Consider the following 15,371-nt stretch of genomic DNA (forward strand, 5'->3'; position numbering starts at 1 on the left):
TCAAATAATGCCCCATTTGAACCATTCAGTCTACCGGCACGTATTTATTCCCGTTTTCCGCATAATTTTGCCGAATGATGACACAGGTAGCGTACCAGGCTCCGGATATCTTAACCATGGCGTACAAACAACCCGTCATGCAGGATCAATTGGTCCTCCTCCAGGAAAAAGAACAGCAGATACCCGGCTCCGTACAATACAGCATCAAACGCTACTCGAAAAACCCCCAATGGTCGCTCGACGATATGGGAATGATGGTCTATCACTACAAAAAAGAAGACCCCACCCGCAACTTTCTCGAACTCCGTTTCTGTGTCGCGGGTAACGTCTATTGCAAAAAGAAAGATATCGAATGCGATTCCTGTAAGCTGAATGCCACACCCGGCTGCTCCGAACGGATCGACACCGTCGACGTCCTCAGCTTCCGCTTCCTCCCCGTCCACCTCTCCCAGTTCGCAAGACCCCGGAGGACGGACAGCACCGTCAGCGACGACCTCCTCGAATTCCGGCACCTCAGCTCCTTTAGTAAGACACTCTCCATCTGCGGCCGGACCCGCATGGTCCTCGAGACCCTGCTCAACCACAGCCATACGGGCAGCCACGAGAACATCTACATCAATGCCCAGAGCCAGATGCTTTTGCTATACAGCCTGGAATGTATGGTAGGAGAGAAAGAGGTCGAAGGCTTCCAGTGCAAATTCCTGGCAAACGAGGCCGATCGGGAAAAGATCGTCCAGGCCCGGGAGATCCTCCTCCAGCACATCGGCGAACCCCTTACCATCAAGGAACTCAGCCGGAAAGTGGCCATCAACGAATGTTATCTGAAAAAGGGATTTAAAGAGATGTTCGGCACCACCATCTTCGACTTTTACCAGGGTCAAAGGATGGAACATGCCCGCTATCTGCTCTATGAAAAAGGGCTGAGCGTCACCGAAGTCTCCGTCATGCTGGGATACTCTTCCATCTCCCATTTCTCCACGGCCTTCAAGAAACACACGGGTCTCAAACCCTGCGAGCTCCTGCTGCATTAACCCATGGACGGCAGGCCGTCCGGCCGAAGGCCCATCATCCATTCAGCTCCGCCAAACTCTCCCCCGCAGCCTTCACCGTCGCATCAAGATCGGCGGTAGACAACGCATTATTCAAAAACCAGCTCTCAAACGCCGAAGGCGGCAGATACACCCCGCGCCGTAACATCGAGTGAAAGAATAATTTAAAAAGTCCATTATTGGCGCCCGACGCCGAAGAAAAGTCTCTCACCGGGTGATCACTGAAATGAACGCTGATCATCGATCCCAGCTGGTTGATCTGATACGGCTGACCCCACGCGGCAAACACCTTATCCAGCCCATCCCGCAGATAGACCGTCTTCTCTTCCAGCTCGGCATAGATACGCGGATTCGATCGCAACTCCGAAAGCACCGTATATCCGGCGATCATCGCGATCGGGTTACCACTAAGCGTTCCCGCCTGATAGACATTACCAAGCGGCGATATATGCTGCATGATCTCCTTCTTGCCGCCAAAGGCCCCAACGGGCATTCCCCCGCCAATCACCTTTCCAAAAGTGATCAGATCGGCCCGGACACCCAACCGCTCCTGCGCCCCGCCTGGCCCAAGCCGGAAACCCGTCATCACTTCGTCAAAGATGAACACGATACCCTCGCGGTCGCAGAGGGCCCGCAACCCTTCCAGAAAACCGGGCTCGGGAAGGATACAACCCATATTGCCGGCCACCGGCTCGACAATGATCGCGGCTATTGCTCCGGGATACGCAGTCACCAGTTGCTCGACTCCCGGCAGATCGTTGTACGCTGCGGTCAGCGTATCCTGCGCCACCCCGGGCGTGACCCCGGGCACCGTCTGGATATTGAAAGTGGCCACACCGCTGCCCGCCTTTACCAAGAACGCATCGGCATGACCATGATAATGTCCTTCGAATTTGATGATCTTGTTCTTTCCGGTAAACCCCCTCGCCAGCCGGATCGCACTCATACACGCTTCAGTCCCGCTGCTGACCATCCGTATCAGGTCCACACCCGGCACCATCCTGCGGATCAGTTCCGCCATCTCCACTTCCAGCTCGGTAGGTGCGCCAAACGAAGTGGAAAAGATGGCATATTCCTGTATAGCCTTCACGACGGGACCCCAGGCATGCCCGAGGATCATCGGCCCCCAGGACGCGATATAATCGATATAGCGGTTGCCGTCCACATCGTACAGATAGGGACCTTCCGCCCGCCTGATAAATAAAGGAGTCCCGCCTACGCTGCGAAAAGCGCGAACCGGTGAATTGACTCCGCCGGGAATGCTTTGCTGGGCTCTTTCGAACAGCTCTTTGCTCTTATTATACATGCAGCAATTTTACGGCATCTTTTGCAAAATAGGTCGCAATAAGATCGGCCCCGGCCCTTTTTAACGACAACAGCGTCTCCAGGATCGCTTTTTCCTCATTGATCCAGCCCATTTTCGCCGCAGCTTTGATCAGGGCGTACTCCCCGCTGATGTTATAGGCGCTGACGGGTACCCGGACAGCATTCTTCACCTCCCGGATAATATCCAGGTAGGGGAGGCCCGGCTTCACCATGACCATATCCGCGCCCTCTTCCACATCCATCAACGCCTCCTTCACCGCCTCCAGCCGGTTGGCCGGATCCATTTGATAGCCCTTCTTATCGCCAAACCCCGGCGCCGAATCCAGCGCATCGCGGAAGGGACCATAAAAACAGGAAGCATACTTGGCGCTATAGGCCATGATCCCCGTCCGGGTGTAGTGGTGTTCTTCCAGCGCCTGACGGATCGCCCCGATCCGCCCATCCATCATATCGCTTGGCGCGACCCAGTCGGCGCCGGCCTCCGCATGACTCAGACTCATCCGGATCAGCGCCTCCACGGTAGGGTCGTTGACGATCTCCCCGTTCTGCACGATCCCGTCATGCCCATACGAGGAGTATGGGTCAAGCGCGACATCCGTCATCACCAGGATCTCAGGGACTGCCTCCTTGATGGCCTTGATGCTGCGTTGCATCAGCCCATCGGGATTCCAGGCCTCCTTTCCGGTATTGTCTTTCAACTCGTCCTTGCTCTTTACAAAGAGCAGCACGCTCTTGATCCCAAGACCCCACAGTTCCTTTACTTCCTTCACCGTTCCGTCAATGCTCCGGCGAAAATAACCGGGCATCGAAGCGATCTCCGTCTCCACGCCCTTGCCTTCATCAATAAACAGCGGAACGATAAAGTCATTCGGTGTCAACACCGTCTCGGCGACCATCGCCCGGATGGCCGGGGTCTGGCGCAAAATGCGATTGCGTCGTTGCAGATACATATCTTAAAAAGTTTTTTATTTTATCCAATCCTTGGGATGCTGACACGCATCCAGCAGCACCGACTCCGGACTTCCCTCTTCAGGTCGATAGTCATATTCCCATCTTGCCCTCGGCGGCAGGCTCATCAGGATACTCTCCGTCCGGCCGTTTGTCTTCAGCCCGAAAAGCGTACCCCGGTCATGGATCAGGTTGAATTCCACATATCGCCCCCGCCGAACCTCCTGCCACTCCACCTCGCGTTCACCATAAGGCATAACCGCCCTTTTTTCGACAATGGGCAGGTAGGCGGGAAGAAAAGCATTTCCATTGGCCTGCTGAAAAGCAAAAAGCCGGTCGGCATCCGCGGCATCCGCCGGCCGTAAATGGTCGTAGAATACTCCGCCGATGCCGCGCATCTCGTTGCTCCGGTGCACATTGACAAAATACTCGTCACACCATTGCTTGTATTTCGGATACGCCGCCGGATCAAACGCGTCCATGGCATCTTTAAAACTCCGGTGAAAATGCCGGGCATCCTCCCGGAAGAGATAAAAAGGCGTCAGATCGGCGCCCCCGCCAAACCAGCGGTCGCTGACATGCCCCGCATCGTCGTACAATTCAAAATATCGCCAGTTGGCATGGGTTGTCGGCACATAGGGATTCAGGGGATGGATCACCAGCGACAAACCACAGGCAAACCAGTTCTTCCCCTCGATCTTCAGCTGCGCTCGCATCGTATCCGTCACTTTCCCCCACACCACGGAAGTGTTCACTCCCCCTTTCTCGAAGATGCGGCCGTCGGAAAGAACCCTTGTCTTGCCACCGCCGCCATGTTCGCGCTCCCATTCATCCGTTCGGAAAAGCACCTGGCCATCGAGATCTTCGAGTGCGGCGCAGATCCGGTCCTGAAGACCATGGATAAATCCGATCCAGCGGTCCCGGAAGGACCAGGTCTCGGTCTTTTGCAAGGGATTACCGGGCTGGTTCATATTGATAGTTTTTTACCGTCTCGACAAAGGCGAGGGCGTGCTCCACCGGCACATTGGGAAGGATGCCATGGCCGAGATTGGCGATATAGCCATGCGCGCCTGCATTGCGTCCCGGCCCTCCCGTAAAATCATCCAGCATAGCCCTCACTTCCCGTTCGATCACCGGTATCGGCGACAACAGCTTCGCCGGATCAAAATTCCCCTGTAACGCCACGGTTGGGCCGGCGAGCTTCCTCGCCATTTGCGGCCGGATACACCAATCGATGCCAAGCCCGTTCGCACCCGTTGCGGCCATGCCCTCGAGGCTATGCCAGGCCCCTTTTGCAAAGACGATGGTAAGCACCTCATCTTTTAGTGCAGCGACGATTTGCCGGATATACTTCAGCGACAGCTGTTCAAAATCCTCCGGCCCCAATAATCCGCCCCAGCTGTCAAATATCTGTACCACATCGGCTCCCGCGGCCGCCTGACCCCGAAGATAGGCAATCGTCGTGTCCGTTATCATCTGCAACAAACGGTGCGCCGCCTCCGGCTGCGTATAACAAAAGGCCTTGGCCTCGTCAAAGGTCTTCGATCCCTTCCCCTGGACCATATAGCACAGAAGGGTCCATGGCGCCCCGGCAAAACCGATCAGCGGCACCCGCCCGGCCAGGGTCTTTTTCGTCAACCGCAGCGCATCGAATACATAACCCAGTTTTTCCTCCACATCCGGCAGCGCCAGCCGGTTCAGATCGGCCATTCCCTTGATAGGATCGGGCAGTAACGGCCCCTTCGACTCTACCATCTGCACCTCCATCCCCATGGCCTGCGGGACGACCAGAATATCGGAGAAGATGATCGCCGCATCCACACCGATCTGTTCCACCGGCTGGATAGTTATTTCCGTTGCCAATTCAGGGGTCTGACAACGCTCGAAAAAAGAATATTTTTCTCTGAGGATACGATAATCGGGCAGGTATCGTCCCGCCTGACGCATCATCCATACCGGTGTCCGTTCTGTCTTCTCTCCCCGCAGGGTGCGTAACAATAGATCGTTCTTGAGTGTATTCATACTTTAAAATAGGTGATCATCTCGTGGATCAATACTTCCCTGTCCGGCCGGCTGCTGAGGATCGCTTCCTTCCCCGTCCGTGCCTGTACTGCCGCCGCCGTCGTCCGGCCGATGGCAAAAAGCGCTGTCCTGGGGTTGATCGTATTCACCGAAAAAAAACTTTCCACCGCGCTGGGACTAAAAAACGCGATGCCCGCATATTCGCGTTCCAGGCGGTGTGGCGTCAACAGCGTCCGGTAAACGATCCGCTCCTCGACTCTAAACCCGGCCTGACGCAACAGGGCAGGTAACTCTTCCCGGCGCCGGTCCCCACAAAAGAAAACCACTTGTTTTCCGCCGCCCTCATCGATGTCGGAGTCTTTCGCGCAGGCGCCGATGATCACCTCTGCGAGTTCAGCCGCCGAAGATGCGGTTCCCGCGACGATAGCCGGTCCAAACCGCTCCTCCGCGAGCTTCCGCGTGGCGCCCTCGAGACAAAAGACGGTCCAATCCGGCCCGGCCGCGGACAAGGCTTCCACCGCATGCTGACTCGTAAAAACGGCAATCGTCGCTCCCCCGGGCCAATCGCCCAAAGCAAGGGGTTCGGTGCGGATAAATGCCATTGCATCCAACTGCACACCGGCCGCCGCCGCCAATCGGATCAGCCCGGCCGGCAAGCCCTGGGTCGACAAAACAAATATACCTGGAGTAGCCATGCCTATTCTTTCCCGGGCGCCTTCTTTGCCGCAGATTCCGCAGCGCGAATACCATCGGCAATCGCCCGTCCTCCTGTTTCAAGCAATTCCCCGGCCGCCAGCCGGCCAAGGAGGTCGGCCTTGTCAACGGGGACTATCTTTTCGATCTCGGCTTTCTGTTTTCCGTCAAGAGATAGGATCTGTCCGCTGAAATAGACATCTCCATCCTCGACCTCGGCCAATGCGCTGATCGGAGTGGAACAGCCGCCAAGCAGGGTTCTTAGAAAATCCCGTTCAATGCTGGTGCAAAGCGCGGTATCGGAGTCGTTCAGCGGCTGACAAGCCTGTAAAAGCACGTCTTCGTCGCGGCTGACGACCATGATGGCCCCCTGGGCGGGCGCGGGTAGCATCCAGTCGAGAACCAGACTGTTCTCCGGTCGCAGCCCGATCCGCTCAAGCCCCGCCTGTGCGAAAATAGCCGCATCCCAGCCCTCCTCACTCAATTTTCTGATCCGCGTGTTGACGTTACCCCGCAGATTCTCTATCTGGTGATTGGGATACCGGTGCAGCCACTGGGCCTTCCGGCGGATGCTGCTCGTGGCGACCCTGGCCACGCCTTCCCGATGCCCGAGAAAATCGCTGGAGCTCTTATATACCAGAAGATCATGAACGGGTCCCCGTTTCAATACCGCCGCCTGCTGGAGACCTTCCGGCAACTGCGTGGGAACATCCTTCATCGAATGGACGGCAATATCGATCCTGTCATTGAGAAGGGCGATATCCAGGCTGCGGGTAAACACTCCCGTTACACCCATCTCATATAAGGGGGTCTTGAGGTCGATATCCCCCTCGCTTTTTATCGGCACAAGCACCACGGCAAGACCTTCCTGCTCCAAAAGTTGTTTCACCTGGTTGGCCTGCCAGAGGGCAAGTTCACTCTCTCTTGTGCCTATGCGGATGGGAGTCGGCATTAGCTTCCGATATACTCGTTTATTGCCTGGATATAATGGCAGCCGCCCTGGTTATGCTGGCGCATCCGGGTAGCCATTCCATTGATCACCCGCTGGATCTGCTCGTCTGCGTCGTTGTCGCCTTCGCCGGAGGCAGCTGCCCCGGTAAGCCGGGTGTACAGCGGGTGAGTATGCAGTTCTTTTAATTTTGTTTTGACAGCCTTCAATACGGGAACATGCTTGCGCATCGCATACCATTCCATAAATTCCCCGATATGTTCCGCGATAATGACCCTCGCCTTGGGCACTTCGGCCTCGCGTTTTTGCAGCGTCTCGTCCTTGATCTTCGACAGTTCGTCGACATTGACGAGCGTTACGCCCGGCAGCTGGGCGGCCGCCTTTTCCACATTGCAGGGGATCGAAAGATCGACAACCAGCTTATCCCCCTGCCCTTCGAGATGGGAACACAAAAGCGTAGGCTGCTCGGCGTTAGTGGCTACAAGGATGACATCCGCCTTGCCGGCAAAGACAGGCAACTGCTCCAATGGAGCACAGCCCACACCGGTCTCCGCGGCCAGTTCGGCGGCTCTCGACTCGGTCCGGTTCATCAGAGTGATATTCCGCGTACCCAGATAATCCACCATATTTCGGCAGGTGTTGCGCCCGATCTTCCCGGTCCCGATCAGCAGAATATGCTTATCACCGAGATCGGTAAACCGCTCGCGGATATATTGAATGGCGGCAAAGGACACCGATACGGTCCCGCCGCTAAGTTCGGTCTGATTCTTCACTGACTTCGAAGACTGAAGCACAGCGTTGACAAGCCGCTCGAGAAACGCGCCGACAAACTGCTGCTCCCTGGCGAATTTCACGGCCTGCTTTATCTGCCCGACGATCTCATAATCGCCGAGGATCTGCGAGTCGATACCCGCTCCCACCAGGAAAAGATGCTCTATCGCTTCTGCACCCCTTTTGACATAGGCAATCTCGTTAAAGATCGCATAGTCGCCCTCCGTGGCCGAACACAAAAGACCCGCCAGCTGGCCCGCATCGTCGGCAAACCCGTAGATCTCCGTCCGGTTACAGGTGGAGAGGACAAACAGTTCGGAAAGATGATGAGAAGGTGCGAGAGTGAGGAGATGGGCGTATTGCTCTTCGCTGATGGCAAACCGACCCCGGATTGCAGCATCCGTTTTCTTATAATTGATCCCGACTACGTAAAATTCAGAGATATCAGAGGTCCTTGTGCGCATTCTTACAGCTTGTAGAAATATAGTACGCAAAGTTACCCCCCGCGGTTCCCCCATCACAGTTTTTTATGTCATTAGAATGTCATTTCCCCAAAATGGCTCCCCGATGGCCCAAACCGAATATCTTTGTAGATTATTGTATGACACAAACAGGTAAAAGAGCCATTCTCCTGATGAATCTTGGCTCGCCGGATTCCATTTCCACCGGGGACCTTCATACCTATCTGACGGAATTTCTGATGGACAAACGGGTCATCGATTATCCCTGGCTGTTTCGAAAGATACTCGTCAGCGGGCTGATCGTGCCCTTCCGCGCCAAAAAATCGGCCGAGGCCTATGAGACCATCTGGACAAAGGAAGGCTCTCCGCTCATCGTCCTTACCCGCCAGCTGCAGGCGGCCCTGCAACAACTGGTCGCCGAACCCGTCGAGATCGCCATGCGGTATGGTCATCCTTCCATGGAGGAAGCCTACCAGCGCCTGCTGCAGCGGGAACCGCAGCTCGAAGAGGTCATCGCGATCCCGCTCTACCCGCACTACGCCATGGCCTCGTATGAGACGGCGGTCGAGTATGCGCAGGAGATCCATCGCAGGAAAAAATACTCCTTCCGGTTAACTTTTATAAAGCCGTTCTACAACGATTCCCATTATCTGCAGGCATTGAGCGAACATATCAGGCCCTGGCTGAAACAGCCCTACGATCATATCCTGTTCAGCTACCACGGAGTGCCGGGCCGGCATATCCGGAAATCGGACCCCACGGGCAATCATTGCCTGCAATCGGCCGGATGTTGCGATACGGCCTCGCCGGCGCACGCCACCTGTTATCGTCACCAATGTTTTTCCACAACCCGCGAGATCGTCCGGCTGCTGAATATCCCCGAAGGGAAATACAGCAACTCCTTCCAGTCGAGGCTGGGAAAAGGATGGCTCCAACCCTTCACCGATATCCGCCTGGAAGAAATGCCGAAGGAAGGAATAAAGAAATTACTCATCCTCTGTCCCGCTTTTGTCAGCGACTGCCTCGAGACGCTTGAAGAAATAGCCATGCGCGGTAAAGAAACCTTTCTGGGCGCGGGCGGTGAAGAATATGCGATGATCCCTTGCCTGAATGTCGACTCGCGATGGGTAGACGCGTTGGCGGGATGGGTGGGGGATTATACGGCGGGCGACAAGACGATGATCCTGGATTGATATAAACACGTTCCTATGTTTAATAATTATGTCAAGGCGCTTCACATCATTTTTATCGTTACCTGGTTTAGCGGTCTCTTTTATATGGTGCGGCTCTTCGTCTACCATACCGAGGCAAATGAAAAGCCGGAACCCGAACGGACGATCCTGCAAAAGCAGTTCAAATTGATGATCCGCCGGCTCTGGATGGGGATCACCTGGCCCTCCGCGGTCCTTACCCTCATCTTCGGCCCCTGGATGATGATCCAGATGGGCTCCGTCCCCACCTGGCTCGCCATCAAATTAGGATTTGTCGTCGGACTCTATCTGTATCATTTCTCCCTGCAGGCGATCTATCGCCAGCAAATGAAAGGCATCTTTCGCTTCTCCTCCCAGCAGCTGCGCATCTGGAACGAAGTGGCTACCATCTTCCTTGTCGCGATCGTCATGCTCGTCGTCGTTAAACAGAACCTGAGCTGGGCCTGGGGCCTCCTCGGACTCTTCCTTTTCGTGATCTTGCTGATCAGCGCCATAAAAATTTATAAGATCATCCGGAGCCACTCCAGAAGCGTTAGAAAAAGTGACTAGGTGTAAATTAATGAGCGTCAATGTCTAATTCAGAAGAAGACAAACTATCTCCTCTGAGCTTCATAGCTCGTTGGCTAATTGCTTCGACACTCATGTCAATGAAAAGCGTTCTCTGCCAACGTGTATAATTAAAAGGTTCTCTGCTCAACAATGTAATGAATCTTTCCGCATCTACTGCACCCAACGCGGATACCAGGATATCCAATCCTTTTTGTTTGATTTCGGTGTCAGTTATCTGTATCATAATTTTCAATTTCTTCTATAAAGGCAATCGGCGTAACTACTTTAATTTCAGATTTGGCGGACATTTTCTTCAAAATACGGTCATCGGTTGTAAGGAAATATTTGCAGTCCGCTTCCATCGCACAAGCAACGTGAAGGGCATCCTTTGGATGCAGGCCTTCTGATGCAAATGCTTTTGCCAGAACTAAAACACTGTCGCTCTCCTCGATATCCACTACAGCCAAACTCTTCCATTTTGCGATAACATCTTTTCTCTCTGGAAATGGATTTTCCAGGTTTTCCAAATCAAGAATGTAAGACCAAATCAAGTCAAATTTGCCTTCTTTGATCTTTTGTTGCACATATAACTTCGCGTCGGTTTCTAACTTAACTCTAATGCTTGACTGGCTGTCAAAAGGTCTGTTAAAACAACAATTGTCAAGATATATGCGCATCCTGACAAATTTAATCAAAAAAAGAGTCTATACATCTATAGATCTAAAGGTTAGAAACCCTAAAAAAAGACAACCCTCCCGGTCATTGACCGGGAGGGTTCATTGTCCTCCGGGGTAAAAAAGGTGGTTCTCCGGACTTGAACTTTTTAAAAAGGTAATTCAGGAATTGAAATCTTACAGCCTGGTGTGCTTGTCGAACGGGTTTTTTGCAAGGTAATATCAGAGATTAAAAACGGGATGGCTACGGATCTCCATTGAATAAGGTAGTTCGTTACACGGAATAAGGAAAAAGTTGGGGTGAAACCGGCCGGGAGGACTAAAATCCGTCTTAAAGGACTTGCCGCCAATGGCGGCTAGGGGAAATTTAAAAGGAAGGGGAGTAGGAATACCCCCCTTTTTAACCCCTAAACCCTAAACCGTAGAAAGAGTTAGAATTGCTTCTGTATAAATTGTCGGATGTTGACCATCCGTTTGTATCGCGTTTCTGGAAGAATAGTATCCAGAAATTATGCCAAAACCCGGAAATGTGGATAACTCCGAAGACAGGGGTGGCTTTTTAAATCGGTTTAGCAGGCTTTTGGCAATCCTTTAACATTTCCCTCCGCGGCCCTTGATCAAAGATAATTCGTTCGCCTGCCGCCAGCCTTCCAGTCGTTTTTTCGTAAATTTGCGTCCCCAATAGCCGGCCCAGGGGGCCGGCAACCCCCCGCACCCGCATAATTTATTTATTACATTATTACATGGCCAACAAGTACAAGGAATACCAGCAGTTGAATCTACCCGCCATTAGCCAGGATATGCTGGCAAAATGGGAAGCAGAACGGGCATTCGAAAAAAGTGTGGAATTAAGGGAAGGCGCCACCCCATTTGTGTTCTACGAAGGCCCCCCCAGCGCCAATGGCCTCCCCGGTATCCACCACGTCATTAGCCGTACCCTCAAAGACCTCGTCTGCCGCTATAAAACCATGAAAGGCTTCCAGGTAAAACGCAAGGGCGGCTGGGATACCCATGGCCTGCCCGTAGAACTGGGCGTCGAAAAAATGCTGGGCATCACCAAGGAAGATATCGGTAAAAAGATCTCCGTCGCCGAATACAACGAGACCTGCCGCCGGGAAGTCTTGAAATACAAGGATAAATGGGACGAGCTAACCCGCCGGATGGGCTATTGGGTAGACTTGAAGAATCCTTATATCACCTTCGAAAGCAACTATATAGAGACCCTTTGGTGGATACTCGCCCAGCTTTATGACCAGGGCCTTCTCTACGAAAGCATCAGCATCCAACCCTATTCCCCCGCCGCCGGCACCGGCCTTAGCTCTCATGAACTCAACCAGCCCGGCTGCTACAAGGACGTAAAAGACACCACCGTCGTGGCCATGTTCAAGGCAACCCGCGACAAAAAAAGCGAATTCCTCTTCAAACTTGCCGGCGACGACGAGGTCTTTTTCATGGCCTGGACGACTACCCCCTGGACCCTGCCCTCCAATCTGGGGCTCACCGTCGGTCCGAAGATCGACTACGCTCTGGTGAAGACATTCAATCCCTATACACATCTCCCCATTAACGTCATCCTCGCAAAGGCATTGATCGGCAAGTACTTCAAGCCCGAAGGCGAGAATGGCGATTTCGTCGGCTTTACCCCCGATACCAAGGTCCTTCCCTGGAAGATCCTGGGTGAATTCAAAGGCCGTGACCTCGAAGAGATCCGCTACGAACAGCTCCTGCCTTTCGAAGCCAACAGCCCCGAAGTGGCCGGCGGCGACCCCTTCCGCGTCATCCCCGGCGACTTTGTAACCACCGAAGACGGTACCGGCATCGTCCATACCTCCCCCGCCTTCGGCGCCGATGACTACAAAGTGGGTCAGAAGTATAATATAGGTATCCTGGTGATGGTCGACAAACAGGGAAAGTTCCTGGACGGCCTCGGCGAATTCAGCAACCGCTATGTAAAAAACTACAAAGACGACCCCAACTATGCCGATGTCAACGTCGACATCTGCGTAAAACTCAAAAAAGAGAACCGCGCCTTCCGCATCGAGAAATACGAACATACCTATCCACACTGCTGGCGCACCGACAAACCCGTTCTCTATTACCCGCTTGACGCCTGGTTCATCCGCACCACCGCCCTCAAGGACCGGATGGTCCAACTAAATAAGACCATCAATTGGAAACCCAAATCCACCGGAGAAGGCCGTTTCGGCAACTGGCTGGAAAATATGGTCGACTGGAACCTCAGCCGCAGCCGTTACTGGGGTACCCCTTTACCCGTTTGGCGAACGGATGAAGAAGACCCCGCAATACGCGAAGAGCTTTGCATCGGGAGCATCGCCCAGCTCCAAACAGCCCTGAAGGCCTCCGTTAAAGCCGGCTTCATGACTCCCGAAAAAGGGGAGACCGAAGACGCCTATATCCAAAAGCTTACGGCCGATCTACATAAACCCTATGTCGACGGGATCGTCCTCGTCAGCAAGACCGGCAAACCCATGAAACGGGTTGCCGACCTCATCGACGTCTGGTTCGACAGCGGCGCCATGCCCTATGCCCAATGGCATTTTCCCTTTGAAAATAAGGAGGTTTTTGCCCAAAACTATCCCGCCGACTTCATCGCGGAAGGCGTCGACCAAACCCGCGGCTGGTTCTATACCCTCCATGCCCTCGGCGCCCTGTTAAAGGAATCCGTCGAGAGCACACTCAAAAAGGCCGGCATCTATCCGGCCGACGGCGACACCCGTTACCCGGGCCTCGCTTATAAAACCGTCGTTTCCAACGGCCTGGTGCTGGATAAAAACGGCAATAAGATGTCCAAACGCGTCGGCAATGTCGTCGATCCCTTCGAAACCATCGGGAAATTCGGTGCCGACGCCACCCGCTGGTACCTCATCACCAATGCCTCCCCCTGGGAAAGCATGAAGTTCGATCTCGATGGCATCCGGGAAGTCCAGCGAAAATTCTTTGGTACCTTATATAATACGTACCAGTTCTTCGTCCTCTATGCAAACGTCGACGGCTTCACCTTCAAGGAAGCCTATGTCCCACCGGCCGAACGGCCGGAGATCGATAGCTGGATCCTTTCCTCACTCAACAGCCTCGTTGCCAAGGTGAACGACAGCCTCGACGACTATGAGCCCACCGTCGCCGGCCGGCTGATCGAAGACTTCCTCGACGAACATCTCAGCAACTGGTACGTCCGCCTCTGCCGCCGCCGCTTCTGGAAAGGGGAATACGAACACGACAAGATCTGCGCCTATCAGACCCTGTACGAATGTCTCGAAACCCTCAGCCGCCTCATGGCGCCCATCTCGCCGTTCTTCGCCGACTGGCTCTTCGGCAATCTCAACGCGATCACCGGCCGGATAAAAGCGGACTCCGTCCACCATGCCGACTTCCCCACCCCCAACGCCGGCTTTATCGATTTACCGCTGGAAGAAAGGATGCAACTTGCCCAGGATGCCTCATCGCTGATCCTGAGTCTGCGCAAAAAGGTAAATATCAAGGTTCGCCAACCCTTGCAAAAGGTGCTGATCCCCGTCCTCAATCCCGGAATGAGCCATCAGCTGCAAAAGGTGGAAGATTTGATAAAGGCCGAGGTCAACATCAAGGAGATCAAATACCTGGACGGAAGCGACGGATTCATAAAAAAGAAGATAAAGCCGAACTTCATCGCACTCGGTAAAAAGCTGGGCGCAAAAATGAAGGCCGTCAGCACAGCCCTAAGTCAGTTTTCTCAGGAGGACATAGCGAAATTGGAAAAAGAAGGTGATATTACTTTATTTATTGATAAAGAACCCATAATATTGTCTATCCAAGAAGTAGATATCACCAGTGAGGATATCCCGGGCTGGGTAGTGGCAAATAAAAATGCGCTCACTGTCGCCCTGGATGTAACAGTTACTCCGGCACTGGCCCAGGAAGGCAATGCCCGTGAGTTCGTTAATCGCATCCAAAAAATCCGGAAAGACAATGGCTATAACCTGACCGACAGGATCCTGGTTAAAGTAGCAGACGTACCCTCCCTTACAGATTCCTTGACCCAATTTAATGACTATATTTGTGCGGAAATTTTGGCAGATTCCATCGAATTGGTGAAGGAACCCGCGAATGGCACTGAAATTGAAGTGAATGATATTCTCTTAAAAGTGTTCGTCACTAAAAAAGCCTAACTGTATGGCAACCAAGAAGAAACTGGCAAAACCAGCCGGTAAGAAGACCGTAAATGTCAAGAAAGTAGCCCCGGCTAAAAAAACGGCGTCAAAATCTGTCCACTCGTCAGGTGGAAGCAAGGCCGCAAAAAAAGCCCCGGTGAAGAGTATTGCTAAACCGGCCGCTAAAAAGGTTGCCCCGTCAGCATCGGCCAAAAAATCCCCTCCCTTGCCAACAAAAAAATCAGCTGTATCCAGTACTTCTAAGCCTGCAGCAAAGAGCCATGCTACCACAACCCCTATTTCGAAGGTAACCGCCCCTGTAACAAAAGCGCAGCAAGCCCAGGCAGCCGCAAAACCGGCTACCCCCGCTCCGCCCCTTGGCAAAGCGGTAGCCACCGCCCTCCCTACACCTCCACCCTTGACGTCGAGACCGGAAGTAAAAAAACCGGCCCCTCCCGCCAAACCGGTAAAGGTGGTTATCCCGGAAATAAAAACAAAAACAGTTCGCAAATACGAACCGGAATTCACAAAATCAGTATTAGACACCCCACAAGAAGAACAAACTGGACC

14 protein-coding genes are annotated in these 15,371 nt (G+C 53.5%); 4 read left to right on the top strand and 10 right to left on the bottom strand.

What is annotated here, in order from left to right:
- The first annotated feature begins 74 nt into the window (after positions 1-74).
- Positions 75-1,031, top strand: coding sequence for an AraC family transcriptional regulator (locus VGM48_RS04990; protein WP_331576621.1), 957 nt, complete (start codon positions 75-77; stop codon positions 1,029-1,031).
- 34 nt (positions 1,032-1,065) lie between these two features.
- On the opposite strand, the gene hemL is transcribed toward VGM48_RS04990, so the two are convergent.
- Genes hemL through hemA form a run of 7 tightly spaced genes read right to left on the bottom strand, consistent with a single transcriptional unit; the run spans position 1,066 to position 8,222 of the window.
- Positions 1,066-2,355, bottom strand: coding sequence for a glutamate-1-semialdehyde 2,1-aminomutase (hemL, locus tag VGM48_RS04995; RefSeq protein ID WP_331576622.1), 1,290 nt, complete (start codon positions 2,353-2,355; stop codon positions 1,066-1,068).
- Complete coding sequence (gene hemB / locus VGM48_RS05000) at positions 2,348-3,325, bottom strand: porphobilinogen synthase (RefSeq protein ID WP_331576623.1); 978 nt, start codon at positions 3,323-3,325, stop codon at positions 2,348-2,350. Before hemB ends, hemL begins: the two co-directional genes overlap by 8 nt.
- A 15-nt stretch (positions 3,326-3,340) precedes the next feature.
- Positions 3,341-4,294: an oxygen-dependent coproporphyrinogen oxidase gene (gene hemF / locus VGM48_RS05005; RefSeq protein ID WP_331576624.1), complete on the bottom strand. Its 954-nt coding sequence runs from the start codon at positions 4,292-4,294 to the stop codon at positions 3,341-3,343.
- Entirely contained in the window at positions 4,278-5,345 is a 1,068-nt protein-coding gene (gene hemE, locus VGM48_RS05010) for a uroporphyrinogen decarboxylase (RefSeq protein WP_331576625.1), read from the bottom strand. Before hemE ends, hemF begins: the two co-directional genes overlap by 17 nt.
- Positions 5,342-6,040: a uroporphyrinogen-III synthase gene (locus tag VGM48_RS05015; protein ID WP_331576626.1), complete on the bottom strand. Its 699-nt coding sequence runs from the start codon at positions 6,038-6,040 to the stop codon at positions 5,342-5,344. The genes hemE and VGM48_RS05015 overlap by 4 nt, the downstream gene beginning before the upstream one ends.
- 2 nt (positions 6,041-6,042) lie before the next feature.
- Positions 6,043-6,990 (bottom strand): hydroxymethylbilane synthase, encoded by a 948-nt coding sequence (gene hemC, locus VGM48_RS05020; protein WP_331576627.1) that lies wholly within the window; start codon positions 6,988-6,990, stop codon positions 6,043-6,045.
- Positions 6,990-8,222, bottom strand: coding sequence for a glutamyl-tRNA reductase (gene hemA, locus VGM48_RS05025; protein ID WP_331576628.1), 1,233 nt, complete (start codon positions 8,220-8,222; stop codon positions 6,990-6,992). Before hemA ends, hemC begins: the two co-directional genes overlap by 1 nt.
- Positions 8,223-8,359: 137 nt before the next feature.
- Here hemA and hemH point away from each other — a divergent pair, with 137 nt between their 5' ends.
- Positions 8,360-9,412, top strand: coding sequence for a ferrochelatase (gene hemH, locus VGM48_RS05030; protein ID WP_331576629.1), 1,053 nt, complete (start codon positions 8,360-8,362; stop codon positions 9,410-9,412).
- Positions 9,413-9,427: 15 nt separating this feature from the next.
- Complete coding sequence (locus tag VGM48_RS05035; protein WP_331576630.1) at positions 9,428-9,979, top strand: CopD family protein; 552 nt, start codon at positions 9,428-9,430, stop codon at positions 9,977-9,979.
- Positions 9,980-9,986: 7 nt separating this feature from the next.
- On the opposite strand, the gene VGM48_RS05040 is transcribed toward VGM48_RS05035, so the two are convergent.
- Positions 9,987-10,223: a hypothetical protein gene (locus VGM48_RS05040; RefSeq protein WP_331576631.1), complete on the bottom strand. Its 237-nt coding sequence runs from the start codon at positions 10,221-10,223 to the stop codon at positions 9,987-9,989.
- Positions 10,207-10,563: a PIN domain-containing protein gene (locus VGM48_RS05045; protein ID WP_331576632.1), complete on the bottom strand. Its 357-nt coding sequence runs from the start codon at positions 10,561-10,563 to the stop codon at positions 10,207-10,209. Before VGM48_RS05045 ends, VGM48_RS05040 begins: the two co-directional genes overlap by 17 nt.
- Before the next feature lie 833 nt (positions 10,564-11,396).
- Between VGM48_RS05045 and ileS the strand changes: the two genes are divergently transcribed.
- Positions 11,397-14,819: an isoleucine--tRNA ligase gene (gene ileS / locus VGM48_RS05050; protein WP_331576649.1), complete on the top strand. Its 3,423-nt coding sequence runs from the start codon at positions 11,397-11,399 to the stop codon at positions 14,817-14,819.
- Here ileS and VGM48_RS05055 read toward each other — a convergent pair.
- Positions 14,790-15,329, bottom strand: a complete 540-nt coding sequence (locus VGM48_RS05055) for a hypothetical protein (protein ID WP_331576673.1) — start codon at positions 15,327-15,329, stop codon at positions 14,790-14,792. The two genes, ileS and VGM48_RS05055, sit on opposite strands and share 30 nt — an antisense overlap.
- Between the last annotated feature and the right edge of the window lie 42 nt (positions 15,330-15,371).

This window comes from Puia sp. (assembly GCF_036500295.1).
Taxonomy (GTDB): Bacteria; Bacteroidota; Bacteroidia; order Chitinophagales; family Chitinophagaceae; genus Puia.